The organism is Microcoleus sp. A2-C3, assembly GCF_036706065.1.
Lineage (GTDB): Bacteria > Cyanobacteriota > Cyanobacteriia > Cyanobacteriales > Microcoleaceae > Microcoleus.
Genome location: NZ_JAUBVX010000010.1, coordinates 59,958 through 83,397, shown reverse-complemented (window position 1 = coordinate 83,397; position 23,440 = coordinate 59,958). Strand labels below are relative to the sequence as shown.

Here is a 23,440-nt window from a genome sequence, read left to right as displayed (position 1 = left end):
CCCATAGCCTAAACGGTTTGATTTCCTGATTCTGCAACTGTCAACTGTCCACTGTCCACTGTCCACTGCTATAACATCGGGTGAGAGACATGAAAAACTTGAATCTACCAACCCTAAAATTAGACAGCAACCTTGACAGCCATCTTGACTCACCATTCATCGAAAAAAATGGCTTGCTGGAGTTCAACCCCAAATTTATTAATCCCGAATTTTTGACAACCTGGACATTTGAGACAAAGCTGTACGGAGAATTAGTATCAATAGACCACTTTGTCATCACATTTCCTAATCGCGCCGCCCTAGAAGACTACGCCGAATCTTTTCGATCCTTCGGCGCCAAAATAGTTGAAGGTCCCGACTTGTTTCCCATTAACTTTTGTACCGCAAACATTAACATTCCCTCCGATTTGTGGCTGCATTTAATGACCTTATTAATGCCAGCCGGCGGCTTAATAGTATTGGATGCGCCCCACGCAGCCGGCGACCAAAAAAACCGCTTCCAGCAAGAAAGGGGATTGACAGCAGTTCACCACGTCGCGATTCGAGTCGAAAACGTTCAGAATGCTGCTAAAATATGGCAAAATAAAAACTTTCAACCCCTGTCATATCAACCTTTAGACTACGGCTCATTAACCCAGTGGTTTCTGCAAAACCCCGCCGGACAAATCATCGAATTAATCGAACGCCACCCCGGAAATAACGCCACTTTTGACTGCAAAAACATAGCAGGTTTGCGCTTGAGTGAATACGAAGCAATGACTACTGACTAATGACTACTGACTAATTACCAATTACCAAACAGTTTATGATAGCAGTAAAAATCCCAAAAGTCACTTTTCAACCCCCAACATTCAACTCATTTGAAGAAGAACGTCGCCACCGCAAACAACGTTTAACCGCCGCACTTCGGTTATTTGGTCGCTTCGGATTTAGCGAAGGAATTGCTGGACACATAACCGTCCGCGATCCCGAACACCTCGACCATTTCTGGGTCAATTCCTTTGGAATGCACTTTAGTTTGATTCGAGTCAGCGACCTAATTTTAGTCAACCACAAAGGCGAAGTAGTTGAAGGAAATAAACCCGTAAACGAAGCAGCCTTTGCCATTCATTCCCAAGTGCACAGCGCCCGCCCCGACGTAATCGCAGCAGCGCACGCCCATTCTCCCTACGGCAAAAGTTGGTCGAGTTTGGGCCGCCTGCTTGACCCGCTGACGCAAGATGCTTGTTCTTTTTATGAAGACCATGCCTTATTTGACGATTATACCGGAGTTGTTTTGGAAATCGAAGAAGCTAAACGCATCGCCCAAACTTTAGGTGAAAAAAAAGCTATTATTTTACAAAATCACGGGCTTTTAACAGTTGGTGAAACAGTAGATGAAGCGGCTTGGTGGTTTATTTCGATGGAACGTTCTTGTCAAGCGCAGTTAATGGCCCAAGCAGCGGGAAAACCGATTCTCATTAAGCCAGAATGTGCGCGTTTGACACAGCAACAAGTAGGCTCGCACCGCATGGGATGGTTTAGCTTTCAACCGCTTTATGACATGATTGTACACCGGGAACCTGACTTATTAGATTAACACATGATATCCGTAGGGAAACGGCACTGCCGTGTCCTAATATCCGTGGGGAAACGTCACTGCCGTGTCCTTTTTGCCGGACATAATTAGAAATTTACGCTGACACCGATTCAAGCCAAGCAATCAAATCCTCTTGACTGCTAAAATCCAACAAATTTTCACCTAAATCATCCAATTGTTCGGGAGATAGCTGCTGGATGCGACTTTGAATTTCCGGCGAAATCTCACCAGTGCGCCGCCCTATTTGACGCATAATTAATTCTATTTGCCCCTCAATTCTACCTTCTTGGCGGCCTTCTTGGCGGCCTTCTTGGCGGCTTTTAGTAATAGCACCGCGCTGGTCTTCAAAAAACATTTCTCGCTTTTCAAATTCGGCTAATTCATCAACGCTTAAATTACTTTTACTGGCGATTGAAAAAGCTGTATTAATTTCGGGTATTGATGCAAATTTTTCGGGTATTTCATCAAGCTTGGTAGCGTTTTTGATAAAATAAACCCAGCTTTGAATCAGGTTTTCGACTTGTTCCAATTCTTTATTGAATTTTGGCAGTTCTACAAAAAATAATTCTATTTTTCTGTAATATTCGATGTTTTCTTCGACTTCTTTAAAAACAAAATGGGTGAGAAACTTTTCGGTATTTTCAAACAGCACAAAATCTGTAATTGTTAAAGCAATCAGAGGATTTAATTTTGAGTAGCCTTCTCTCGGTTTTAGTTGAGTGGCGTAGGTTTTGGCTGCATTGTATATGACGCGCTTGGTAAAAGCTTCTACATTAATTACCTGCATTTCGATAATGACAGTTGTGTTGCCTGTAATTTTGGCTTTGACATCCAGGTAAGTGTCTTTTAAACCGGTAATGGCTGGTGCGGCGTAGGGATCGATGATTTCTAAGTCTTGAATTGTCGGCTCTGCGTTGTAGAGCATGGCATTCAGGAAGCTAATCAAAACTTCTTTGCTCTGGGGCGAAGCAAAGATTTTTTTGAAGCCAAACTCTGTTTTGGGATTGATGAAGTTCACAAGCGATCGCGCTAAACGGTAATTTTAAAACACTTAAAACTTACGCAGAGCCCAGAAACCGGGTTTTTTACCGAATTTGCTGGCTGCAATCAAGTATTTTTATACAAAACCCGGTTTCTTGATTCGGAGTGCACAATCCCTGACAGTATTTAATTGTAGGAATTCGATCATAACATTCCTTCCATTTCTAAATCTTCAATTGTCTGCAAACCGCGCGGATCGCCGACTCGCAAGAGGGAAGATTTCGCATCTTCCCGCACGCCCATATCTGCATCTTCTTCTAAAGATTCAATTAAAGCGTCGATCGCCCCAGCGTACACTACATTATTCGGCAATTCCCGCGCCAGTTGCCCGATCGCCCAAGCCGAGTTACTTCGCACAGCAGACACAGCATCTCCCCGCAGCGATTCAATCAACGGCGGAATCCCCGCAATCACCACATAGTAACCAACTTTTGCCATTTGACCCAGAGAACTCGCCGCCCACAAACGCACCGCCGAAATATCAGTTCTCAGAGCATCAATTAAGGGCGCTAAGGCGCGGTGATCCGTGCAATTTCCTAGGGCCCAAACTACCCCTTTGCGAACGTAACCGTTCCAATCGCGGTTAAGTTGCTCGATCAGCGGTTCCACAGCATCGGGACTCGGATTTCGCCCCAAAGCATAGGCCGCACTCACCCGCACCAAGGGGCAACCGTCTCTCAACAAATTAATTAAATGCGAAATCGCGCGATCGTCCTGCAATTCGCAAAAAGCCCGCGCCGCCATCATCCGGTGCTGAGGTTCCGGGGATTCCAGCAAAGGCAGCATTTCCTCTGGATCTGGTAGCGCGGGTTCGGACTCGTCAAATTGATCCAAAGGGCTTTCCAGTTCCGTATCAAGATCGAGGGCGTTGGGGTAGTCGTTATTGTTCATAAAAAAACTTTACCGCACAGAGGATGCTACGGGTGCAACTCAGTCAACGGTCAATATAAATTAGCATTCCGGGCAATAAAAGCATTCCGATTCAAGACTCAAGTCCTCCTATTGTTCGCCCTGCTGGAGGAAGAGTCCTCATAATTTAGATGAATCCGAACTCTAGTTCTGACTGCCAACAAATACCTCTGGTTTTTCAAAGAGATTTGATCATCCAGACAGAATGACTCTCATAGCCTAATTTTTGATAGAGATTCATTGCAGGCTGATTGTTCAAGAAAACTTGCAAACCAATTTGCCTGTCGCCCCTTGAACGGGCCCAATTTTCTGCCTGAATAATTAAAGCTGCACCGAGTCCCTGACGGCGGTGTTCCGGTGCTATGTAGAGCAGAAAAATATGACCGTGGCGTTCTCCAGTGGTTTGGTCGATCGCATTTCCCAACCACAAACATCCGACAATCGATTTGAGATTGGCAGACTGCGAGGGGAGTGCAGAAAAACTTTCTCCCTCTTTCTGGCTGTTTTTCAGGCACTCTACCCACCAAAGCGGCGTCTGGTTAGAAAAATACTGCTCGACAGTTTGAGCCAAATGTCCCAATTCCCGATCGGGGTAAAGCTCTCGGTAAGTATGGTGCAGGAACTTTAGCAGTTTTGCGCGATCGAGTCCAGAACCCGATCGCAGCCCGTAGCCCGGTAATATCTCGGCTGACATCGGTTTAGCGGACACGGAGAGGGGAATAATTTAGCCCCAAGAAAATTGGATTAACTCCTGTCGCTTGCTTTTGGGGGATCGCTTCCTCAATTGGTGCCGGGGCAGCCATGTCAGCCGGCAAAAAGATGCGAGCGCTGACTGCTACCAGAGCCACGAAAAATACTAATATCGCTATAAGTGGAGCAATGTATTGACGAATGATAGCCATAACTGCACAAAAATGATTGTTGAGTAGATATGATCAAGTTTACCATAAAAATCTGTCAGTTATAATGGCGGGCAGTGGAAAATTAGCTCAAAACCAGAGCGATCGCCAATACCAACAAACACCAAATAAAATATTATGAGTGCCTCGCCTGCTGTTTACGAAGCTCTGGCTAAGTCAATTGTTTTTTTGAATCAAAAGCCGAACGCGCAAAATCAAGTTTCGCGCTTCCTGGACACCAACAGCTACTATATCGATCGCATATTCGACGACAAAGAAACCGGATTTTATGCGATCGGCTTCGGTTCCTCCGACCCCACAAAACCGCCAGTCCTAGTATTTCGAGGTACAGACTTCATCGACGGCGACGCTATGTTTTCCGACTCCCGCGACATTGGCTTACCAGAATTTGAAAAAAACAAAGATAGTATCAAAAACTGGCTCACAGAAATCGGTCAAGATACTGCCAAAAACCCCAGCAAATTATTGCCAGATGTCATCGGACACAGTTGGGGCGGAGCGATCGCTCAAATTGTCGCCAGCGAATACACATCTCTGATCGGCGATATATTGACTTTCAACTCTCCCGGAGTCTCAGCGAGTATCGCCAGCAATTTTCGGAAAAATCTCAGTAGAGCAGGCAACAAAAATGTCAGTCACTACATTGTCAGCGGAGATATTGTCAGCTTGTTTGGCGAAGCATTTATACAGGGAAAAGTATTTCTCCAAACTTTTACTGACCCGACTATTAATCCCTTAAGTGTTTTGGCAAAACATCGAACCGAAAATTTGTTAACTACTCCGCCCGCAGATTTTTTTCAGAGGCAAATTTCCCTCGAAAACTTAAACAGTATCGAGTTTAACTATAGTAACAACGACTCAGATTTTAACGAGTTTATCGCTGCGCTAAATTTTCCCCTACCAAATGTGTCAGTAGCAATCAGAACCAGAGGGGGTGCAGAGAGTTTGAGAACAGCCTCAGAATTTTCTTTTGTGGACTTAATCAGACAAATGCAATACGGTTTAGCTCCTCTGCAATCGAATTATTTATTGGGCGACATTCGCAACAATACTGCTACGGGCGGCAAGGGCGAGGATACAATTATCGGCAGCGGGGGTAACGATACTCTTAGAGGCAATCGAGGTAATGACAGCATCACCGGCGATCGCGGTGAGGACTTCTTGTACGGCGGCAGAGATAACGATTATTTGGAGGGTGGCGAGGGAAACGATTTGATGTCCGGCGAGTTTGGCAACGATATTTTGATCGGCGGTGCGGGGCGCGATCGCTTTGTACTGGAATCCGGCGGCGGAGGCGATGTAATTGTCGATTTTAAAAAGGGTGAAGATTTAATTGCACTGTCGCGGGGGCTAACTTTTCCTCTAATTATAGTCCGACAAGGTGGTGACGGAGCTGTAATTTCTATCCCGATTACTGGCGAAATTCTTGCTACTCTCACAGCCGTGTCGGCGAGTGACATTACGCAGACTGATTTTGTGCAGCTTTAGTGCGAGAAAAATTTGTAGTTTGGATATCGTAAAAGCGAGCCAAATTTAGTAAAAAATATTACTTATTTTTTACTAAATTCGTTTGGCTTGTTTTGTTGTTTTGATAATTTTATAATTGCAAAATTGAATAAATTAATATTGTTAATTAATCCAGTTTACAGTAAAATGAATTAACCAGGTTAACAACTAATTCCCGATTCAACCACAGGAAATAAAAAATATGCCTTCTTCCCCCGCCGTTTACGAAAATCTAGCGAAACAAGTTGCTTACATAGATAACAACCCCCAGTTTCAAACTGTCGTTCAAACTGGTTTGAGCGCTGCCGGCTACCAAATCGATCGCACTTTTGACGATCCGGGAACTGGATTTCACGCGATCGGCTTAATTTCCACCACCCCAGACAAACCGCCCGTATTAGTATTTCGCGGCACCGACTCCCTCGTAGACGATCTTGCCAACGCAGACAAGCGAAGCGTCGGTTTCAACCAATTTGAAGCCAACAAACAAGCCTTAGGAACTTGGCTGACAGAAATCGGTCAAGATACAACAAAAAACCCCGGCCGCTTGCCGCCAGACCTTCTCGGACACAGCTTGGGCGGCGCCCTAACGCAGCTAGCCGCCACAGAATTCACATCTGCGATCGGAGATGTTGTCACCTTCAATTCTCCCGGAATTGCTCAGAGCACAGTCAATACTTTTACACAGAAAGCTGGCGCCGGAAAAAATGTAACTCACTACATAGTTAGCGGCGATTTTGTTAGTTTGGGAGGAGAAGCTTTTCTGCCAGGAAAAGTTGTTTTACAAACATTTACTAACCCGATTATTAACCCGTTGCTGGCGTTAGACAAGCACACGCAATTAGGCTTATTAACAACTCCTCCTCCCGGCCTGACTCAGACAGAAATCTCTGTAAACCAGTTGAGCCGTCCTGATTTTACTTTTACAGATTCAGATTATTTAGAGCTGTTAAATGGCTTAGACTTTGCGCTCCCGGAAATAGGAGAAGCATTGCAATCGCGGAGCAGTTCAGAGCAGTTAAGAACTACTCCGGGAAGCTCTTTTTTGGGAATTTTTTTTGCAATGCGAACTGCTCTCGACCTCTCTAAAATTAATAATTTAGTAGGCGACGATGCCAACAATACAGCATCAGGTTTTGGTGGCGACGATATTATCACTGGTAACGGAGGAAACGATACTCTCAGCGGCAACCGCGGCAACGATATTATCACTGGTGGTCTAGGAAATGACCAGCTATTCGGTGGCAAAGGAGATGACAATTTGAACGGGGGAGACGGAGACGACACCCTAGTTGGCGGAGTGGGTGCAGACATCTTAATTAGTGGCGCTGGACGCGACGTATTTGTGTTAGGAGCAGGTGCAGGTACAGATACACTTCTAGACTTTCAACAGGGTCAAGATTTAATTGGTTTGACCAAAGGTTTGAGCTTCAACCAACTGAGAATTAGTCAAGGCGATATTTCAACAACTATCGAAATTGCCAGCAGTGGTGAAGTTCTTGCCAGTTTCTTCGGCATACTAAATAGTCCGATTACAGCTAGCGATTTTATTTCGATTTAGTTGGCGATTAGCACTAAAGATATGCGGTAGGGACACAACAATGTTGTGTCCTCTATTTTATGGGCGCCAAGTAGGAAAGTCAACAGATACAATTTAATTAATCTCGATCGTCCAGTCCAGGCCGGGGCATAGATGCTAATTTGTACTCATCTTCTAGCGGCAAAAAGAAAATCGTCATCATACCGGGAATCACAGCCAGTGAACTGAACAAGAAATAATTTTGATAGCCCAAGTCTGCCTGTAAGTAGCCGCTAAAAACGCCCGGAATCAGCACTCCTGCGGCCATAAAAGCCGTTGTAATCGCGTAGTGGGATGCTTCATATTCGGGGCGAACAGTCCGCATTAAGAACACTGTATAGGCAGCTACACCAAGTCCGTAAGTAAATTGCTCGATCGAATTTACAGCATAAGCCCATTCAATCCCCGGTTGATTGATTGCTAGCAGCCAATACAGCACATTAGTTGAATTTTGCAAAATAGCCGTCGGCCACATCCATTTTTTCAATCCTTGTTTGGCAATCAAATAGCCGCCCAGTAATCCTCCGATTAACAGAAAAATCACGCCGACAGTACCCGATAGCAAACCCATCTGCGACGTAGAAACTGCCAACCCTCCCTTCTCAACTTTATCCATTAAAAAAGGAGGAGCCATTTTGAATGTTAAGGCATCGCCCAATCGAAAAATCAAGACATAAGTCACAATCCAGCCAATTTTATCTTGCTCGAAATAAGTTTTAAATGCCTCGATAAAACTCGTTGTCCGCTGCGGTGCACCCGCTTCGACAGCATAATTTTTAGGATAGGGAAGATACCAGCGCTGGAACAGATAAATCAGCACAAATATAATGGCACAAATGCCAAAGGCTGTCGCCCAGCCATATTTAAGCGCAGACACGCTAAAAGACGAGCCCAAAAGTGACAACTGAATGTCCTGATATACCTTCGTATCGCCCGCAGTTCCTGTTACTAAATGCTGTTCTGCTATTTTCCCTGCTAAGAACACCAATACACCGCTGCCGGCAATGACTGCGCCCCTGTAGGCGGTGTTGCGAACGCCGACAAAAAGCGCTTGTTTGTCTTTATTCAGAACGTTTAAGTAAAATCCATCAATGGCGATGTCGTGAGTAGCGGACACAAAGGCGATCGCCGTAAATATCGCCAGCGATATAATAACAGGTTCCGGCGTTAATACACCAAAAGCTAGCAACGCAAACAGAAAAATAGAAATAATTTCCGTTGTTAAAATCCACTTGCGTTTAGTGGAATACATATCAACGAGGGGCCCCCACAAACCTTTTAATACCCAGGGAAAAGACAACAAACTTGTCAATCCGATCATCTCGTTGCTGGTTCCCATCCCTTTCAAAAAAATCACCGACATTAAATTAACGACGGTGTAAGGGAGACCTTGAGCAAAGTACAATACTGATACCCACAATCCATCGATTTGTTTTTTTTCCATTGCAGACATATTTGGGCTAACTACTGATCTGATTTACTGATCTGGTTTACTGAGTGCGATCGAGAATTCCGGTCAATTAAACCGCTGGCATCACAGTATATGTTATTCTGATGCGAGCGGCAGCCATACAAACAGTGTATTTTAGCATCATTCTGACTCACGCATATCTTCATTTTTGGAATAAGCCTGCAAAAGATTTTCTCCGTTAAAATGAACGAAGTCAGCGCGGACATTCTTATCCCAGTCGGAAGTGCCGTAAGTTCGCAAAAGTATGTTGACTTTCTATATAGTTCTCTCAAGAGGTAGTTAACGATGACAAAAACTCAAACAAAGGATTTTCCGCGTAGCCTTGACTTGTTTTGCGGCATTGGAGGGTTAACTCTGGGTTTTAAACGTGCTGGCATTCAAGCAATCGGCGGCATAGATTACTGTCAAAACGCCAAACAAACTTTTGAACGTAACCTATCTCCACTTCCCTGTTTGCTATCTGACTTAACACAGACAACCGTTTCCGAGATAGAGGAGTTCTTTGAAATTTCGGTAGCAGAAATCGATATTATTACTGGGGGAGTACCATGCCAAGGATTTAGCACCGTTGGCAAGCGAGAAAGCGCAGATCCTCGCAATTCTTTATGGCGTAATTTTCGCGATTTGGTGGCTGAAATTCGTCCTGCTTATGTGATTATCGAGAATGTTGAAGGAATGCTGGTAATGCAGGGAGGCAAGGTGCGTGATTCAGTCATTGCTAGCTTTGCTGACATCGGATATCACATGAAATGTCGTCTTTTAAAAGCGGCTGACTACGGCGTACCACAACTGCGAAAACGTGCTTTTTTTATAGGTTGGCTTGATGGATTGTTGCCGCCTGAATTTCCACTGCCAAGTTCTCACTCTTATGTGAATGTAGCTGATGCAATTTCAGATTTGCCGCCATTAAATGCTGGAGAAATTTGTAAAAATTACCAGATTATGCCGCAAACTGACTATCAAATAGCTAGACGAAAAACTGCCAATATACTGCTACATCACGAGGCGGCCAATCATTCACAAAAGTTAATTGAAATTCTGAAGTATATCCCAGATGGTGGCAACCGAAAGTCAATTCCCGATCGCCTTCAACCAGCCAGCGGTTTTCACAATAGCTATGCTCGACTAGCTAGTGATAAACCAGCTATTGCTGTAACATCTAACATGAGAAAACCTTCGTCTGCACGATCCACTCATCCAAGTCAGCATCGGGGATTGACTGTCCGCGAAGGATTGAGGCTGCAATCTTTTGACGATGATTTTGAGGTGATTGGTTCGAGAACATCACAGTACCTTCAAGTCGGAAATGCCGTACCGCCACTACTCGGATTGGCGGTAGGAAAGGAAGTTGTCAAGGCTTATCAAAGCCATTCAGATGATGAAATTGTTAGAGCCCGATCGCAAAAAATAAAGCCACTCAATTCAGAGTTAATTTTTCCGATTCAGCTTGCTCTTGAAATCACAGTTTAACTTTGATAATAAGTAAGAGAGTTGTGTTGGGGATCTCGATCGCCAATAAATGCCAGCAGCCTGCCAACAGCACTAGGATTCTGTTCAACGTGAGCAAGATAGTGAAGCATTTCATGCACGGCTGCATCCTGCTTTTGCCAATCCCAGATATTCACGGATTTAATGAGCTCGTCTTGTGCGAACGAAATGATACCGCTGTCGCTAAGTACAGAACTCGCTTCCCCATCTATGGAGAGTACAAAAGCCACACCAAGGATTTGATTGCCTGTTACTTGTTTCTGGAAACTTCCCAATTGTTGCTTGAGGTTCTTCAGGGAAATGTGACAGTCTTTTACTTCTATTGATATTTCTAGATCCAGGCCATAATAACAGTCAATATCTCCAAAACGCCGCTGTCTGGACGAACCTGTGCGTACCTTATCAACGACAAAGCTGAGATGAGGTCGATCGGCTTTGAAATAACCGCAAGCAATGGCTTGAAAAACTAAACCTCCATTCTCATCTGGATCGCTGCGCGGGTAATTGCTTACAATCTCGGAAAATAAACGAACTCGTAAAGATTCTCTAGTAACAAATATGTTCTTTGGCAATCGTTCAAGACCAAAATCAATAAGTTGTTGGCAGAGTTGAAATCGTCCCGACTCGGACAGACGAAAACAGAGAATCAGTAGGTCTTGAAACTTTTGCCATTGACCTGTATTGTAAACATAAGCACTGGGATATTTTGAACGATTGAGACTGTGAAAAAATTGAACAAGTGACTCTTCTATACGTCGGATACCTACTTGAGTTGATTGACCAAATTTTAAAGTTAGTGTATTTGCCTGTTGTTCTCCCCGTTCAGTGACAACTTGATAGCGTTGAAATAATTGTTCAATTGTCAGATGCTCTCTTAATCTTTTGGCAGAGTCATCAACATTAGATAGACGCTGTGCAACGATCGCAAAATCAAGGGCAAGACCGAGGATATACTTCATCCGGGTAAACCGGCTACCTACATACTCCAATACCTGTTCGATGATTGTCTGTTCGCTATTTGCCAGTTCGTCAGGCTCAAAGTCAGTTCCAAAGTGTGGCGAGAGGAATTCTTGAATTGCTTCAATCTCAGGATCAGTGCGTTCGTACATTGAAAAAATAGAGCGATTGTATAGAAAATACCAGAGTTAAGTATAAGCGATCGCCAGTTCAGTGTATTTTCGCCCAAACTTGCACCGATGTGCGAAAATGTCAAGCGGACGCTCAAACCAAAAGTCCGTAAAGGACAGTTAAACGCTCTCTCACACATTCCTCATGCGAAAAACCAAAACATTCTTTTTGTCAAGCCTGTTCTCGATCGGCTTAACAATCAGTTTTCTGCTGACTCCCGGTTGGTTATCAAACTTGTTCCCTTCACGGGCGATCGCAACTCTCCCCCCACAAACCCAAACCAGCGAATTTCGGGCCTTCTGGGTGGACGCATTCAACCCAGGTTTCAAAACCCCTCAAGAAGTCACAAAGTTGATTGCAGACGCGCAGAGGGCTAATGCCAACGCGATCGTTGCCCAAGTCCGCCGCCGTGGCGATGCTTTTTATACGAGCGCGATCGAACCCCGCACCACCGATCCCAATGTTCCAGCAGGTTTCGATCCCCTGCAAGATTTGATCGGCAAAGCCCACGCCGCAGGTATAGAAGTATACGCTTGGATGGTGACGCTACCAGTAGTTTCCGGTGGCAAACTTCCCGCCGGTCACGTTTGGCAAAAACACGGGCCCAATGCCTCAGGAAAGGACAATTGGGCGATGCTGACTTCGGGCGGCGAAGCTAAAGGTTTCCTCGATCCCGGTAATCCAGACGCCCTAGATTATACTGTTTCCGTCTATTTGGACTTGCTGAAGCGCTACGATGTGGATGGCGTACAGTTGGATTACGTGCGCTACGCTGGGCCGAATTGGGGCTACAATCCGACTTCGATCGCCCGTTTCAACCAGCAAAACGGTCGATCGGGCAAACCCGCACCCACAGATCCCCTGTGGATGCAGTGGCGGCGCGATCAGGTGACAAATTTAGTACGAAAGCTTTATGTAGAAGCCCTAGCAATTAAACCGCGCGTGAAAATTACCGCCGCCACCATCGCCTGGGGAGACGGCCCGAAAAACGATCGCGACTGGATGCAAACTCAACCTTACAAAGAAGTCTTGCAAGATTGGCGCGCTTGGCTAGAAGAAGGTATTCTCGACATGGCGATGCCGATGACTTACCAGCGCGAATACAAGCGATCGCAAAAAATCGCTTACGACAATTGGATCGAGTACGCCAAAAACCACCAGTACAACCGCCAAATTGCGATCGGCCCCGGCAATTACCTCAACTACATCGAAGACACCCTTTCGCAAGTCCGCCGCGCCGAAGCCCCTTCAGCCCTTGGGAATCACGTTGCGGGTACTGTCCTGTATTCCTACGCTAGCAGCAACGTGTACACCAACGTTGAACTGCGAACTGGCGGCAACAGCAGAGATTTACCCCGTCAGCCTTGGAAATACCTGCCGAAAAGCAACGATCTATTTTACACCGCCCTCTCGCAGCCGAGTCAATACGTTGACGGCGCTACGGGCAGAACCGTTGAAACTCAGCCGGTGTGGACAATGCCGGCAGCGGTTCCCGATATGCCTTGGAAGTCGCGGCCTACTGCTGGGGCGATCGCCGGAAATTTGCAGCAGTGCGATCGAACTTGCGACGGTGCGAGTTTGACATTGCAGGCGATCGATGCTAATAGGAAGGTGCGACAACTGCGCGCCGATGGTAAAGGATGGTTTGGGGCGATCGAGCTTGCGCCCGGTTCTTATCAGTTGAAAGTTGACGGTAGTCAAATTCAACAAACAGTTAATGTTGTCGCTGGCGGAGTCACAAAAGTGAATTTCGGAGCCTCTTAATCTACTCATTCTAGTGGTTCCTAGGCAGAGCCTGGGAACCAGTTAAATATCAATTCCGGTTGCACCAGAATATAGACGACACGGCAGTGCCGTGTCCCTACCCAACCAAAATAATATTGTAGGGACACGGCATTGCCGTCTCCTCATTTCTACCCAAAATAATATTATAGGGACACGGCATTGCCGTCTCATCATTTCTGCTAATCATAATTCCGATGTTACTGGATTTGATCTAAGATATGAGTTACAATAAAATTATCAATTAGCGAGGGAACTATGCTGAGTACAGAAGCTCCTTTCACGCTCCGCAAATGGACAGTTAAAGAATATCAGAAGCTGGGAGAGATGGGATTTTTTCACCCAGAGGAACGAGTTGAATTAATTTCAGGAAATATTATCAGAATGAGTGCAAAAGGAACTGCCCATACTTCCGCAACTAGACGCACTGCGACGCTTCTGCGCGCTCTTCTCGAAAACCTGGCTGCTGTCTATACTCAAGATCCGATCGCCCTCGATGACAATTCCGAACCAGAACCCGATATCGCCGTAGTCAGAATCGATCCCTTGGACTACGCCACTCACCATCCGACTCCCTCAGAAGTATATCTAATTATCGAAGTGGCAGACAGCAGCTTGGCTTACGATCGCGAAATTAAGGCCAAAATCTACGCGCGATCTGGAATTGCCGATTATTGGGTACTAAATGTAAATGACAGACAACTGCACATTTTTAGAGAACCCGCTGAAGATGGATATCAAAGCGAAGTAATTATTGGGGAAATTGCGAGCATTTCACCGCTGCAATTTCCCGCTTTTAATATCGCAATTCAGGAAATGCTGCCACCGATTATATCAAATTGAAAACCGCCATCAAACTAATACAATAATTGCAGTCGATTTTAATCCAATACGGTTCAGATAAAACGGCGCTTGAAATAACGGAAGACTCAGAATATCACGTAATTTTAACCGCCTACTCTTCAACCCACGCACCATCTGGGTTTTGTCGGTGTAGACGCGGTTTCAACCGCCGTCTAATCTGATCTTATCTAATCGCTTTCGAGAATCGCAGCCAACAAAGCTTGCTGAGCGTGCATCCGATTTTCCGCTTGATCCCAAACGCGCGATCGCGAACCTTCAATTACTGCATCCGTAATCTCTTCATCCCGGTGTGCCGGCAAACAGTGCAGTACAATTGCATTGCGATCGGATAACTCTAGAAGTTTTTCATTTACCTGATAAGGCTCAAACAAAGGAATCCTGAGTTTCGCTTCCTCTTCCTGTCCCATACTCGCCCAAACATCAGTATAAATAACTTGAGCATTCTTCGCCGCCGCTGCCGCATCAGCAGTCACAATAACTTCTGTTTTTCCATTAGCAATTGCCTGAGCTTTTGCCACAATCTCAGGATTTGGTCGGAAATCTTCAGGACAAGCAATTCTGACATTCATCCCTGTCATTGCACAGCCTAACATCAGCGAATTTGCCATGTTGTTACCGTCGCCAAAATAAGTTAATGTCACTCCTTCCAGCTTACCAAAACACTCTTTGACTGTCATTAAATCCGCCAACACTTGGCATGGATGTTCGTCATCTGTCAGGGCATTAATCACAGGAATTTTTGCATAATTGGCAAATGTTGCTAAATCCTTTTGATCGAAAGTCCGAATGGCCAAAACATCCAAATATCTGTCTAAAACCCTGGCTGTATCTACCAAGGGTTCGCCGCGGCTGACTTGCGTAACGTTGGGATTGAGGTCAATTACTTGCCCTCCCAATTTATACATTGCCACAGTAAAACTCACCCGCGTTCGTGTTGAAGCTTTGGAAAATAACAAGCCGAGAACTTTATTGCGTTTCAGCTTGACCATTCCTGATTTTAAACTGGCTGCTAGATCCAGCAAATAATTTAATTCATCAATGCTTAAATCTGCCAGACTTAATAAATCTCGCCCTTTTAATGAATCCATGCTTTCCCCACACACAAAATTCTAACTGTGTCTTAAATTTTAGCCGGCAGAGGCGGGTTTTGTTTCAAGGTTTATGCGGGCAATTGATCGATCGCGCGATCGATCAAATCGCAACCTTGCTCCACCGTTTCTACCACAGCCAACAGGCCCCGTAATTCAGCAGCACCGGGGAAACCCTTAGCATACCAGGTTAAGTGCTTGCGCGCTTGACAGACACCGCTTTCACCTTTATATTCCCACAAACCCCGCAGATGTTCCTTAGCACATTCGAGGAGTTCAATTGGTGTCGGAGGTATCTTTTCCACACCAGTTTTCAAGAAATAATCAACTTCTCCCACCATAAAAGGATAGCCCAAAGTTCCCCGCGAACACATCACTCCGTCAGCGCCGGTTTCTTCCAGACACCGCATCGCTGCTTCCACTGAAAAAATGTCTCCGTTACCAATAACGGGAATCGATAAAACTTCCTTAACGCGGCGAATCCACTCCCATTTTGCCGGGCCAGTGTAACCTTGCGATCGAGTGCGGCCGTGGATAGTAATCATTTTTGCTCCCGCATCTTCCATCCGCTTGGCAAAGTCCAAAATATTAATTTCTTTATCCGTCCAACCGATGCGAGTTTTAACAGTCACAGGAACATCTACAGCTTCCACAACCGCCCGCACAATTGCCTCGGCATTTTCGGGATCTCGCAGCAAAGAAGAACCGCCGCCGTTTTTAGTAATTTTGTTAACCGGACAGCCCATATTAATATCAACAGTATCCGCTCCTTCTGCCACAGCTTTCTGCGCCGCTTCTGCCAAGAAATTCGGGCGACAGTCAAACAATTGAATGCTAATTGGGCGCTCGTTTGGGTCAATTTCCATAATTCTCGGCAGTTGCTTCACGTAGTGCAAACCCGTAGCATTCACCATTTCGGTGTACATCATCGAATCCGGCGCGTAGCGGCGCACCAGGCGGCGAAATACCAAATCTGTAACGCCGGATAAGGGCGATTGCAGGACGCGGCTTTTGACTTCAAAGTCGCCGATTTTGAGCGGAGTTGCTAATTTTTCTTTTAATTCGGGAGATAGAGTAAGCATAGTCGATCGCACTTTGAATTCTAATATCTGTATATTCCAATACTGTTCAGTTAGCGCTGTTTATTGCTCGGAGATCCCCCTAAATCCCCCTTAAGAAGGGGGACTTTGAAAATACTCTTGTCCCCCCCTTAAGAAGGGGGGCTAGGGGGGATCAGTCTTAAGTGAACCGTATTGCTGTATATTATACTACAATTTTGGTAGTTTACAGTTGTTCATTATATTTTTAGCCGATGATTGAGTGACAGCTAAAAGTATATTTAACCAGACTGTAATGCCTATTTTACAGCGGGCGATCGCCCGAATTCGAGTATTGTCAAACCAGCACCCAAAGCCCAACCCGGACAACTCGTCAATCTATATGCCACTGTCCCTTGACGAGCGATCGATCTATGGGGCGTTACCACCAATGGGCGATCTACTTACGAAAAGTGCCACCCAAGTCATATTTTTATTGTTTAATTCTGCCGCACCCAGCCTTCAGCCTTCAGGCGACTAATGCTTAAATTTATTGGGATGCTGCAAAATCATGACATCAGATCGTTTTAAACTACAATTGTTGGATTCCCGACGATGCCGATCGAACATTATAAAAATTGTAGAGAATTCCTATGGACGCCGCAGCACTCTGGCAACGCTATCAAGACTGGCTTTACTATCACGAGGGATTGGGACTTTACCTCGATGTCAGCCGCATGGGGTTCGACGACGCTTTCGTAGCAGCAATGAAACCCAAATTTGACAAAGCTTTCAAAGACATGGCAGCTTTAGAAGCAGGAGCGATCGCCAATCCCGACGAACACCGCATGGTGGGCCACTACTGGCTGCGAAACCCCGATTTAGCTCCCACTCCAGAATTAAAACAAGAAATAGTCGAAGGCATAGCACAAGTCGAAGATTTTGTCAAAAAAATTCAAAGCCGCGATATCAAACCGCCATTTGCTCCACAATTTACCGATATAATCTCGATCGGCATCGGCGGTTCCGCCCTCGGCCCCCAATTCGTCGCCGAAGCCCTATCACCAGACATTCCACCCCTAGCAATTCATTTTATTGACAACACAGATCCCGCTGGGATCGATCGCATCCTCAACCAACTCAAAGACAAACTCGCCAGCACCCTAGTAATTACCATCTCCAAATCCGGCGGCACCCCGGAGCCCCGCAACGGCATGATCGAAGTTCAAAAAGCCTTCGCAGCCCAAAAACTCGACTTCGCCAAACAAGCAATTGCCATCACCGGCACAGACAGCAAACTAGACAAATTAGCCAAATCCGAAGGCTGGATTACCACCTTCCCGATGGCAGACTGGGTGGGAGGACGCACTTCGGAACTCTCAACAGTAGGACTTTTGCCAGCAGCCTTGCAAGGCATCGACATTCGGGCGATGCTCGAAGGTGCGAAAGTTATGGACGCAGCTACCAGAATTACCGACATTAAACACAATCCTGCCGCCATTTTAGCCATGTCCTGGTATGATGCCTGCAATGGACGTGGCGAAAAAGACATGGTAGTTTTGCCATACAAAGATTCCCTGCTATTGTTCAGCCGCTATTTGCAGCAATTAGTCATGGAATCTATAGGCAAAGAAAAAGATTTAGATGGCAACATAGTTCATCAAGGAATCGCAGTTTACGGCAACAAAGGTTCAACCGATCAACACGCCTACGTCCAGCAACTGCGAGACGGCGTGCCGAATTTCTTCCTAACATTTATCGAAGTATTGGAAGACAGACAAGGCATTTCTGTGGAAGTAGAAACCGGAGTCACTTGTGGAGATTATTTATCTGGTTTGTTGCAGGGAACTCGACAAGCTTTGTACGAAAATCACCGAGATTCAATCACAGTCACGATTCCCCAAGTCACCCCTCGGACAGTAGGAGCATTAATCGCCCTCTACGAAAGAGCCGTAGGTTTTTACGGTTCCTTGGTGAATGTCAATGCCTATCACCAGCCAGGGGTGGAAGCAGGCAAAAAAGCCGCTGCTGCTGTGTTGGACTTGCAGCAACGGGTACTGCAAGTGCTCAAAGACGCCCAAACACCTCTATCTGTAGCAGAAATAGCCAAAAAAGCCGGCAGCCCAGAGCAAATTGAGACAATTTACAAAACTCTGCGGCATTTGGCCGCCAACGGGCGCGGCGTAGCTTTGGAGGGAAATTTAGCACAGCCTGTTACTTTAACTGCAACTTATCAAGAGAATTAAACAGTAGAATAAAAAATTAAAAGTGAAATTACTCACTTTTAATTTTTAATGTTTAATTTTTAATTTCCCCCCATGCCCTTGACGATTCTGGTTGCTGACGACGATTTTGCGACTCGCTTGTCGATTACCGATTATCTGGAAATTATCGGATACTCTGTGATCGCTGCTGAGAACGGCAAAGAAGCTTTAGGGTTGGTACAGGAATTTCAGCCCCACTTGATTGTTACCGACATTACAATGCCCGAAATGGATGGCTACGAATTTGTGCGACGAGTTCGGACTCGTCCCGCTTTCCGCTTGCTGCCAGTGATTTTTTTGACGGAACGCACGAGCACTGAGGAACGGATTCGTGGCTATCAGATGGGGTGCGACAATTTTCTGGCTAAGCCTTTTGAACTCCAGGAATTGGGGGCGGTAATTCGCTCTTTGCTCGATCGCTATGCTCTAATTGCTCAGGCACCGTCTCGTTCCCCGGAACCCGAACCGATGCCATTAGAGGCACGCAGCAGAGCCAATGACAAGCCAGAAACGGATTTTTTAACTCAAAAGTCAAAAACGGGTGATTCCCTACGGGAGAGCTACGCCGCGCGTGCATCTCCAAGCCCAAATGCTCCGAAATTGACGCAGCGAGAGCAGGAAGTGCTAGATTTGCTGACAGAAGGTCTTTCTAATGTTCAAATTGGCGATCGGCTCCACCTCAGTCCTCGCACCATCGAAAAGCACGTTAGCAGCTTGTTCAGAAAAACTGAAAGAAACAACCGTGCAGAACTCGTGCGCTTTGCGATGGAACACCATTTAGTCAGATAACCGCAAACCGCTTTTGGCACGAAAATTACCTGCACTTAGCCCACAAATATGAATAACAGCACACTCAAAAATTACTTAAAAAATGAGAAAATTCTATATGCTGTCGCATTAGCAGCTTCCATAATATTCTGTATTTCCATGACATCAATGGGAATCACCAAGTTTTACAGCGTTTTACAGGGGGGAGAAAACTATAACGATTTCCCTACCAGCCGTTTCAGTGTCATCAGACTTCTAATTAACGGTTCCTACTTAATAGCAACAGTTACATATATTATCTGGTTAATTCAAAAAAAGGCGACCAGTTCCAGCTTTTTAGATATTTGCAAGTATGCAATCCCCTTTCTGGCACTTGCCCTCATAGCTTATCCCGCAAGCAGTGATATTTATTTGTACTTGCATTACGGATCGTTGAGCTTACATAAAATAAATCCTTATCTTAATAGTTCCTCTACATTTGTTTCTAACGTATCTCCCTTCCTCCACTGGCGGCAAACTTCTACCTACGGCCCAGTTTCTCTATTCTTTTTTGCTATATCAGCACTTGCTTTACCAATTAGCCCTCTACTGGGAGTTTATATTTTTAAAATAATCTGCGTCTTGGTACATACACTCAATGCCTACTTGATTTGGAGGTTGCTAACAAACTATGAAAACCGTAACCTCATAACAATAGCCTATTTAATCAATCCAATTTTGTTAAACGAGCAGATCGCTAATGCTCACCTTGACGTATTTCTTGCTAATACATTGATTGTTTTAATAGGATATCTTTACTATCGGCGATATGTTTTGGCAGTTTTAGCAATTTGGGTGGGTTTTCTCGTCAAAACATTGCCTATTATTTGGCTGCCCTTAGTTTTTGTCTTTCTCTGCAAGCACCGTCGGTGGAGAGATTTAGCAGTATTAATCTTACTTTCTTTATTAATTATCGTGGTGGTAACTTATACATTTCTGCCAACAGTTTCAGCTTGGAGAAGTTTGTTAAATCCAGGAGTGTCGGGGGCTACAGCTCGATCGTTTCACCATGCTATCAATTTATTTCTGAATTTTTTCCCCAATGTAACTGTTGAAGCCAGGGAAAGTATTTTATCATTCCTCAAATATTTTGCGTATTTAAGCTGGATACTTTACTATGCAGGGACGTTAATTAAATCATATTTCCGCAAAAATGATTCGGCAATTAATTTGGTATCAGATATTGGATGGACGACTCTAACTTTGTTTTTGTTTGCTACACCTTGGCTAATGCCTTGGTATCCATCAATTTTGCTGCCAATTGCTGCTTTAAGTATCAATTCTCCCAATTTTGTATTGACAAGTTTAACTTTTTGTTTGTCACCAAGTATCCTCTTGGGAGGGGGTGCTGGAAAAAATCTGATATCCCTAGTGACGAGTTTTGTCAGCGTTGTCCCCCCTACAGTATTGCTAATATTCGGGCGGAAGAAGGCACTTTTTTAAATTGATTGCTTGCCGCTAACTCGGAATTTTTCTTGACTGATAACATACTCCAACAAACCCTCCGAAGCGTCCATCAGCAAATCAATTACCCGATCGAATCCCTCCGGCCCACCATAGTAAGGATCGGGAACTTCTTTCAGGTCGTATTGCTGGCAAAAATCGCACATCAAGCGCACTTTATCTTTGTATTTCCCCGCAGTATCAACAGCAAGAATATTCCGATAATTGTCCCGATCCATCGCCAGAATCAAATCGAAATCTTCAAAATCTTTCTTTTTAAATTGGCGGGCTGCGCCTAACAATTCAATGTCTCGCTTCCTCGCTGCCAACGCCATCCGGCTGTCAGGGGGGCTACCAATGTGATAGCCGGCAGTTCCAGCCGAATCGCAGGTGATGCGATCGCCCAAACCAGCTTTTTTTATTAAGTGATTCATGATATTTTCTGCTGAGGGCGATCGGCAGATGTTTCCCAGGCAGACAAACAATAATTTAGTCATTAGTCAGTTGGCAGTGGCTAATTGGCAGTTGGCGGTGGCTAGTTGGCAGTTGGCAGTTACCAGATTTTAGTCAACAGTTAATAGTTGGTAGTTACAAGATTTTAGTCAACAGTCAACAGCTAACAGTCCAATGACTACTGTCAACTGTCAACTGTCAACTGTCAACTGCCAACTGACTTAGAAACCAGGGAGATTCAGTCCGCCGGTGAGTTCTTCCATTTTCTCCCGCATCGTTGCCGTAGACTTAGTGTAAGCATCCAGCATCGCCACCGTGACGAGTTCAGAAACCACATCAGCACCTTCACCGATCGCATCCGGCGAAATTTCCACCCGGCGGGGTTCTTGGTTGCCGCTGAGAAAAACCTTAACCAAGCCGCCGCCGGCAGTTCCCTCAATTTCCATTACATCCAACTCTTCTTGGAGCTTTTTAGCTCCTTCTTGAACCTGCTGAGCTTTTTTGAAAGCTTCAGTCAGTTCCTTCATTTTGCCCAGGCCGAAGCCAAATCCTTGTCCTGATTTTGTCATAAAAACACTAGGTAAGTGGGAAACTCAGAGTCTTTAGACCTGAGAGAAAAACGACCAGGCGGTTTTAACCGCATTGAATCTTTCCATTACCGCCGGGCGAGTTGTTCGATCAGGTGTACTTTTGTAGTGTACTTTCGATGGGACAATTACCATCTCAAACCTTACAACCCTGTACGCATAATGTTTGCTCGATTAGAGCCTACGAAAGCGGGGTGATGTTAGCTTGTCGGTCAATGTTATCAGGGCTTGCGCAGGGCTAGCAGCACTGTAAAGCGTGACTTTAGAACTGTTTAACCACTAGCGACAGAGCAGGGGACAGCTTCGCATCCACAGGGTGTCGTGACCTAAATAACGTAGTCAGTTAAGACTATAGCTGGTCAGAATAGCTTGCTTCGAGACTTGCTCGCGACCAAGCGAGCGTGTCTTTAGACCAGAGTTCCTGACAGCTAGTTTCTGATGGTGTGTGGGCTGGCAGTTTGCCGCCTTCGTATTACTTCAATGATGCCTTAGAAAGGGAACTCTCCCAGTATTCTAACTTCTGGCTCCAACAACAGCGACCACCGCTGCTCGACTTGCTGTTGAACGTGGCGGATCACTTGAAAAATATCATTGGCCGTTGCCGACCCGCAGTTAAGTATAAAATTAGCATGGCGCTGAGCTACTTGTGCGCCGCCGATCTGATATCCCTTCAGTCCCGCTTGTTCGATTAACCAACCTGCCGCCTTCGGGCTGGGGTTGCGGAAAACTGAGCCACAGCTAGGCAGATGGTAGGGTTGACTCGTCCGCCGCTGGCTAAAATTGTGATTAGTTTCTGCCATTACTTGCGATCGATCGAATCCTGGCTGCAACTGGAAAGTCGCTTCTGTTACCAGGCGATCGCCCCCTTGCAACAGAGAAGTCCGGTAGCGATAGCCCAAATCTCCCGGTGTGAGAATTTCCAGCTTACCACCGGGGGATAGGACGCGAGCATTGACCAGAATATCAGCAGCACAGCCCCTGTGAGCCCCCGCATTCATCACCACAGCCCCTCCCACGCTGCCAGGTATACCAACCGCCCATTCGAGACCTTTCCAGCCCCGTTTAGCAGCCAACCAAGCGAGACGAGGGATTGACTCCCCCGCCCCGGCTGTAACTTGACCTGTTTCTGCATTAAAATTTACCTGTTTCAGGTAGCGAGTGCCGACGACCAAACCGGACAAACCCCGATCGCTCACCAACAGATTAGAACCCGCGCCCAGCAGAGTCACCGGCACTCCTTCATCGTGTGCCCAGGCAAAACTCGCTTGTAAATCCTCCAAACTGCGGGGAGCCACGTACCACTCGGCCGGGCCGCCCACTCGGAAGGAAGTCAGACCGGCCAGCGCCACTTGGGAGTTAATCTTACAGTCAGTTCCCCGCAAAGAAATAGGAGAATACACTCGCCGATTTTCCTTAACAGAGGAGTCATTCGAGATAGTCACCATCTTGAAAATCCTTAAAAATACATTCGCTTGAAGAGGTGGTTGAAAATTC

Annotated in this window: 23 protein-coding genes; 12 read left to right on the top strand and 11 right to left on the bottom strand. The window is 45.6% G+C overall.

From position 1 onward, the window contains the following. The first annotated feature begins 89 nt into the window (after positions 1-89). Positions 90-770: a VOC family protein gene (locus QUB66_RS08200; RefSeq protein WP_265235065.1), complete on the top strand. Its 681-nt coding sequence runs from the start codon at positions 90-92 to the stop codon at positions 768-770. Between the two features lie 35 nt (positions 771-805). Then, the gene (locus QUB66_RS08195) at positions 806-1,579 is read left to right on the top strand and encodes a class II aldolase/adducin family protein (protein WP_332967215.1); all 774 of its coding nucleotides are present in this window, start codon (positions 806-808) and stop codon (positions 1,577-1,579) included. 94 nt (positions 1,580-1,673) lie between these two features. Here the strand turns inward: QUB66_RS08195 and QUB66_RS08190 are convergent, their stop codons facing one another. The 4 genes from QUB66_RS08190 to QUB66_RS08175 form a co-directional block, all read right to left on the bottom strand. Beyond that, entirely contained in the window at positions 1,674-2,597 is a 924-nt protein-coding gene (locus QUB66_RS08190; protein ID WP_332967217.1) for an Rpn family recombination-promoting nuclease/putative transposase, read from the bottom strand. Between the two features lie 167 nt (positions 2,598-2,764). Next, positions 2,765-3,511, bottom strand: coding sequence for a HEAT repeat domain-containing protein (locus QUB66_RS08185; protein ID WP_265235062.1), 747 nt, complete (start codon positions 3,509-3,511; stop codon positions 2,765-2,767). A gap of 196 nt (positions 3,512-3,707) precedes the next feature. Next, positions 3,708-4,223 carry a GNAT family N-acetyltransferase gene (locus QUB66_RS08180; protein WP_332967220.1) on the bottom strand — a complete coding sequence of 172 codons (516 nt, stop codon included), beginning with the start codon at positions 4,221-4,223 and terminating at the stop codon, positions 3,708-3,710. A gap of 4 nt (positions 4,224-4,227) precedes the next feature. Next, complete coding sequence (locus QUB66_RS08175; protein WP_265235060.1) at positions 4,228-4,431, bottom strand: hypothetical protein; 204 nt, start codon at positions 4,429-4,431, stop codon at positions 4,228-4,230. Between the two features lie 135 nt (positions 4,432-4,566). On the opposite strand from QUB66_RS08175, the gene QUB66_RS08170 reads away from it, so the two are divergent. Both QUB66_RS08170 and QUB66_RS08165 read left to right on the top strand, forming a co-directional pair. Beyond that, the gene (locus QUB66_RS08170) at positions 4,567-5,937 is read left to right on the top strand and encodes an Mbeg1-like protein (protein ID WP_332967221.1); all 1,371 of its coding nucleotides are present in this window, start codon (positions 4,567-4,569) and stop codon (positions 5,935-5,937) included. Positions 5,938-6,157: 220 nt separating this feature from the next. Further along, entirely contained in the window at positions 6,158-7,516 is a 1,359-nt protein-coding gene (locus QUB66_RS08165) for a calcium-binding protein (protein WP_332967222.1), read from the top strand. A gap of 97 nt (positions 7,517-7,613) precedes the next feature. Here QUB66_RS08165 and QUB66_RS08160 read toward each other — a convergent pair whose 3' ends face one another. Beyond that, positions 7,614-8,978 (bottom strand): MFS transporter, encoded by a 1,365-nt coding sequence (locus QUB66_RS08160; protein ID WP_332967223.1) that lies wholly within the window; start codon positions 8,976-8,978, stop codon positions 7,614-7,616. 312 nt (positions 8,979-9,290) lie between these two features. Between QUB66_RS08160 and QUB66_RS08155 the strand changes: the two genes are divergently transcribed. Then, on the top strand, positions 9,291-10,475 hold the full coding sequence (locus tag QUB66_RS08155) for a DNA cytosine methyltransferase (RefSeq protein ID WP_265235056.1): 1,185 nt from the start codon (positions 9,291-9,293) through the stop codon (positions 10,473-10,475). Here QUB66_RS08155 and QUB66_RS08150 read toward each other — a convergent pair. Beyond that, positions 10,472-11,602, bottom strand: coding sequence for a hypothetical protein (locus tag QUB66_RS08150; RefSeq protein ID WP_265235055.1), 1,131 nt, complete (start codon positions 11,600-11,602; stop codon positions 10,472-10,474). The two genes, QUB66_RS08155 and QUB66_RS08150, sit on opposite strands and share 4 nt — an antisense overlap. 163 nt (positions 11,603-11,765) lie before the next feature. Between QUB66_RS08150 and QUB66_RS08145 the strand changes: the two genes are divergently transcribed. Both QUB66_RS08145 and QUB66_RS08140 read left to right on the top strand, forming a co-directional pair. Next, the gene (locus tag QUB66_RS08145; protein ID WP_332967225.1) at positions 11,766-13,385 is read left to right on the top strand and encodes a family 10 glycosylhydrolase; all 1,620 of its coding nucleotides are present in this window, start codon (positions 11,766-11,768) and stop codon (positions 13,383-13,385) included. Between the two features lie 276 nt (positions 13,386-13,661). Continuing rightward, a complete protein-coding gene (locus QUB66_RS08140) occupies positions 13,662-14,246 on the top strand; it encodes a Uma2 family endonuclease (RefSeq protein WP_265235053.1) in 585 nt (194 codons plus the stop codon). 188 nt (positions 14,247-14,434) lie between these two features. Here QUB66_RS08140 and argF read toward each other — a convergent pair whose 3' ends face one another. Both argF and dusB read right to left on the bottom strand, forming a co-directional pair. Next, a complete protein-coding gene (gene argF / locus QUB66_RS08135) occupies positions 14,435-15,355 on the bottom strand; it encodes an ornithine carbamoyltransferase (protein WP_265235052.1) in 921 nt (306 codons plus the stop codon). A gap of 71 nt (positions 15,356-15,426) precedes the next feature. Next, positions 15,427-16,437, bottom strand: a complete 1,011-nt coding sequence (gene dusB / locus QUB66_RS08130; protein WP_265235051.1) for a tRNA dihydrouridine synthase DusB — start codon at positions 16,435-16,437, stop codon at positions 15,427-15,429. A 271-nt stretch (positions 16,438-16,708) separates the two neighbouring features. Between dusB and QUB66_RS08125 the strand changes: the two genes are divergently transcribed. From QUB66_RS08125 to QUB66_RS08110, 4 genes are all read left to right on the top strand, one after another. Further along, positions 16,709-16,933: a hypothetical protein gene (locus QUB66_RS08125; protein WP_265235050.1), complete on the top strand. Its 225-nt coding sequence runs from the start codon at positions 16,709-16,711 to the stop codon at positions 16,931-16,933. 112 nt (positions 16,934-17,045) lie between these two features. Then, on the top strand, positions 17,046-18,638 hold the full coding sequence (locus tag QUB66_RS08120) for a glucose-6-phosphate isomerase (protein ID WP_265235049.1): 1,593 nt from the start codon (positions 17,046-17,048) through the stop codon (positions 18,636-18,638). 72 nt (positions 18,639-18,710) lie between these two features. Continuing rightward, positions 18,711-19,445 (top strand): response regulator transcription factor, encoded by a 735-nt coding sequence (locus QUB66_RS08115; protein ID WP_265235048.1) that lies wholly within the window; start codon positions 18,711-18,713, stop codon positions 19,443-19,445. 48 nt (positions 19,446-19,493) lie between these two features. Next, positions 19,494-20,906: a hypothetical protein gene (locus tag QUB66_RS08110; RefSeq protein WP_332967230.1), complete on the top strand. Its 1,413-nt coding sequence runs from the start codon at positions 19,494-19,496 to the stop codon at positions 20,904-20,906. Here QUB66_RS08110 and QUB66_RS08105 read toward each other — a convergent pair. Next, complete coding sequence (locus QUB66_RS08105; RefSeq protein WP_442923286.1) at positions 20,903-21,340, bottom strand: low molecular weight protein-tyrosine-phosphatase; 438 nt, start codon at positions 21,338-21,340, stop codon at positions 20,903-20,905. The genes QUB66_RS08110 and QUB66_RS08105 overlap by 4 nt on opposite strands. Between QUB66_RS08105 and QUB66_RS08100 the strand changes: the two genes are divergently transcribed. Beyond that, positions 21,339-21,473: a hypothetical protein gene (locus QUB66_RS08100; protein WP_332967284.1), complete on the top strand. Its 135-nt coding sequence runs from the start codon at positions 21,339-21,341 to the stop codon at positions 21,471-21,473. The genes QUB66_RS08105 and QUB66_RS08100 overlap by 2 nt on opposite strands. Positions 21,474-21,580: 107 nt before the next feature. Here the strand turns inward: QUB66_RS08100 and QUB66_RS08095 are convergent, their stop codons facing one another. After that, the gene (locus QUB66_RS08095; protein WP_265235045.1) at positions 21,581-21,928 is read right to left on the bottom strand and encodes a YbaB/EbfC family nucleoid-associated protein; all 348 of its coding nucleotides are present in this window, start codon (positions 21,926-21,928) and stop codon (positions 21,581-21,583) included. Between the two features lie 506 nt (positions 21,929-22,434). Further along, on the bottom strand, positions 22,435-23,391 hold the full coding sequence (gene murB, locus QUB66_RS08090) for a UDP-N-acetylmuramate dehydrogenase (protein ID WP_265235075.1): 957 nt from the start codon (positions 23,389-23,391) through the stop codon (positions 22,435-22,437). Positions 23,392-23,440 lie beyond the last annotated feature (49 nt).

Excerpts from the sequence above, each read along its gene's own strand:
- QUB66_RS08200 (WP_265235065.1), top strand. The coding sequence starts at position 90 with ATGAAAAACTTGAATCTACCAACCCTAAAATTAGACAGCAACCTTGAC.
- QUB66_RS08195 (WP_332967215.1), top strand. The coding sequence starts at position 806 with ATGATAGCAGTAAAAATCCCAAAAGTCACTTTTCAACCCCCAACATTC.
- QUB66_RS08185 (WP_265235062.1), bottom strand. The coding sequence starts at position 3,511 with ATGAACAATAACGACTACCCCAACGCCCTCGATCTTGATACGGAACTG.
- QUB66_RS08180 (WP_332967220.1), bottom strand. The coding sequence starts at position 4,223 with ATGTCAGCCGAGATATTACCGGGCTACGGGCTGCGATCGGGTTCTGGA.
- QUB66_RS08175 (WP_265235060.1), bottom strand. The coding sequence starts at position 4,431 with ATGGCTATCATTCGTCAATACATTGCTCCACTTATAGCGATATTAGTA.
- QUB66_RS08170 (WP_332967221.1), top strand. The coding sequence starts at position 4,567 with ATGAGTGCCTCGCCTGCTGTTTACGAAGCTCTGGCTAAGTCAATTGTT.
- QUB66_RS08165 (WP_332967222.1), top strand. The coding sequence starts at position 6,158 with ATGCCTTCTTCCCCCGCCGTTTACGAAAATCTAGCGAAACAAGTTGCT.
- QUB66_RS08160 (WP_332967223.1), bottom strand. The coding sequence starts at position 8,978 with ATGGAAAAAAAACAAATCGATGGATTGTGGGTATCAGTATTGTACTTT.
- QUB66_RS08155 (WP_265235056.1), top strand. The coding sequence starts at position 9,291 with ATGACAAAAACTCAAACAAAGGATTTTCCGCGTAGCCTTGACTTGTTT.
- QUB66_RS08150 (WP_265235055.1), bottom strand. The coding sequence starts at position 11,602 with ATGTACGAACGCACTGATCCTGAGATTGAAGCAATTCAAGAATTCCTC.
- QUB66_RS08145 (WP_332967225.1), top strand. The coding sequence starts at position 11,766 with ATGCGAAAAACCAAAACATTCTTTTTGTCAAGCCTGTTCTCGATCGGC.
- QUB66_RS08140 (WP_265235053.1), top strand. The coding sequence starts at position 13,662 with ATGCTGAGTACAGAAGCTCCTTTCACGCTCCGCAAATGGACAGTTAAA.
- argF (WP_265235052.1), bottom strand. The coding sequence starts at position 15,355 with ATGGATTCATTAAAAGGGCGAGATTTATTAAGTCTGGCAGATTTAAGC.
- dusB (WP_265235051.1), bottom strand. The coding sequence starts at position 16,437 with ATGCTTACTCTATCTCCCGAATTAAAAGAAAAATTAGCAACTCCGCTC.
- QUB66_RS08125 (WP_265235050.1), top strand. The coding sequence starts at position 16,709 with ATGCCTATTTTACAGCGGGCGATCGCCCGAATTCGAGTATTGTCAAAC.
- QUB66_RS08120 (WP_265235049.1), top strand. The coding sequence starts at position 17,046 with ATGGACGCCGCAGCACTCTGGCAACGCTATCAAGACTGGCTTTACTAT.
- QUB66_RS08115 (WP_265235048.1), top strand. The coding sequence starts at position 18,711 with ATGCCCTTGACGATTCTGGTTGCTGACGACGATTTTGCGACTCGCTTG.
- QUB66_RS08110 (WP_332967230.1), top strand. The coding sequence starts at position 19,494 with ATGAATAACAGCACACTCAAAAATTACTTAAAAAATGAGAAAATTCTA.
- QUB66_RS08100 (WP_332967284.1), top strand. The coding sequence starts at position 21,339 with ATGATATTTTCTGCTGAGGGCGATCGGCAGATGTTTCCCAGGCAGACA.
- QUB66_RS08105 (WP_442923286.1), bottom strand. The coding sequence starts at position 21,340 with ATGAATCACTTAATAAAAAAAGCTGGTTTGGGCGATCGCATCACCTGC.
- QUB66_RS08095 (WP_265235045.1), bottom strand. The coding sequence starts at position 21,928 with ATGACAAAATCAGGACAAGGATTTGGCTTCGGCCTGGGCAAAATGAAG.
- murB (WP_265235075.1), bottom strand. The coding sequence starts at position 23,391 with ATGGTGACTATCTCGAATGACTCCTCTGTTAAGGAAAATCGGCGAGTG.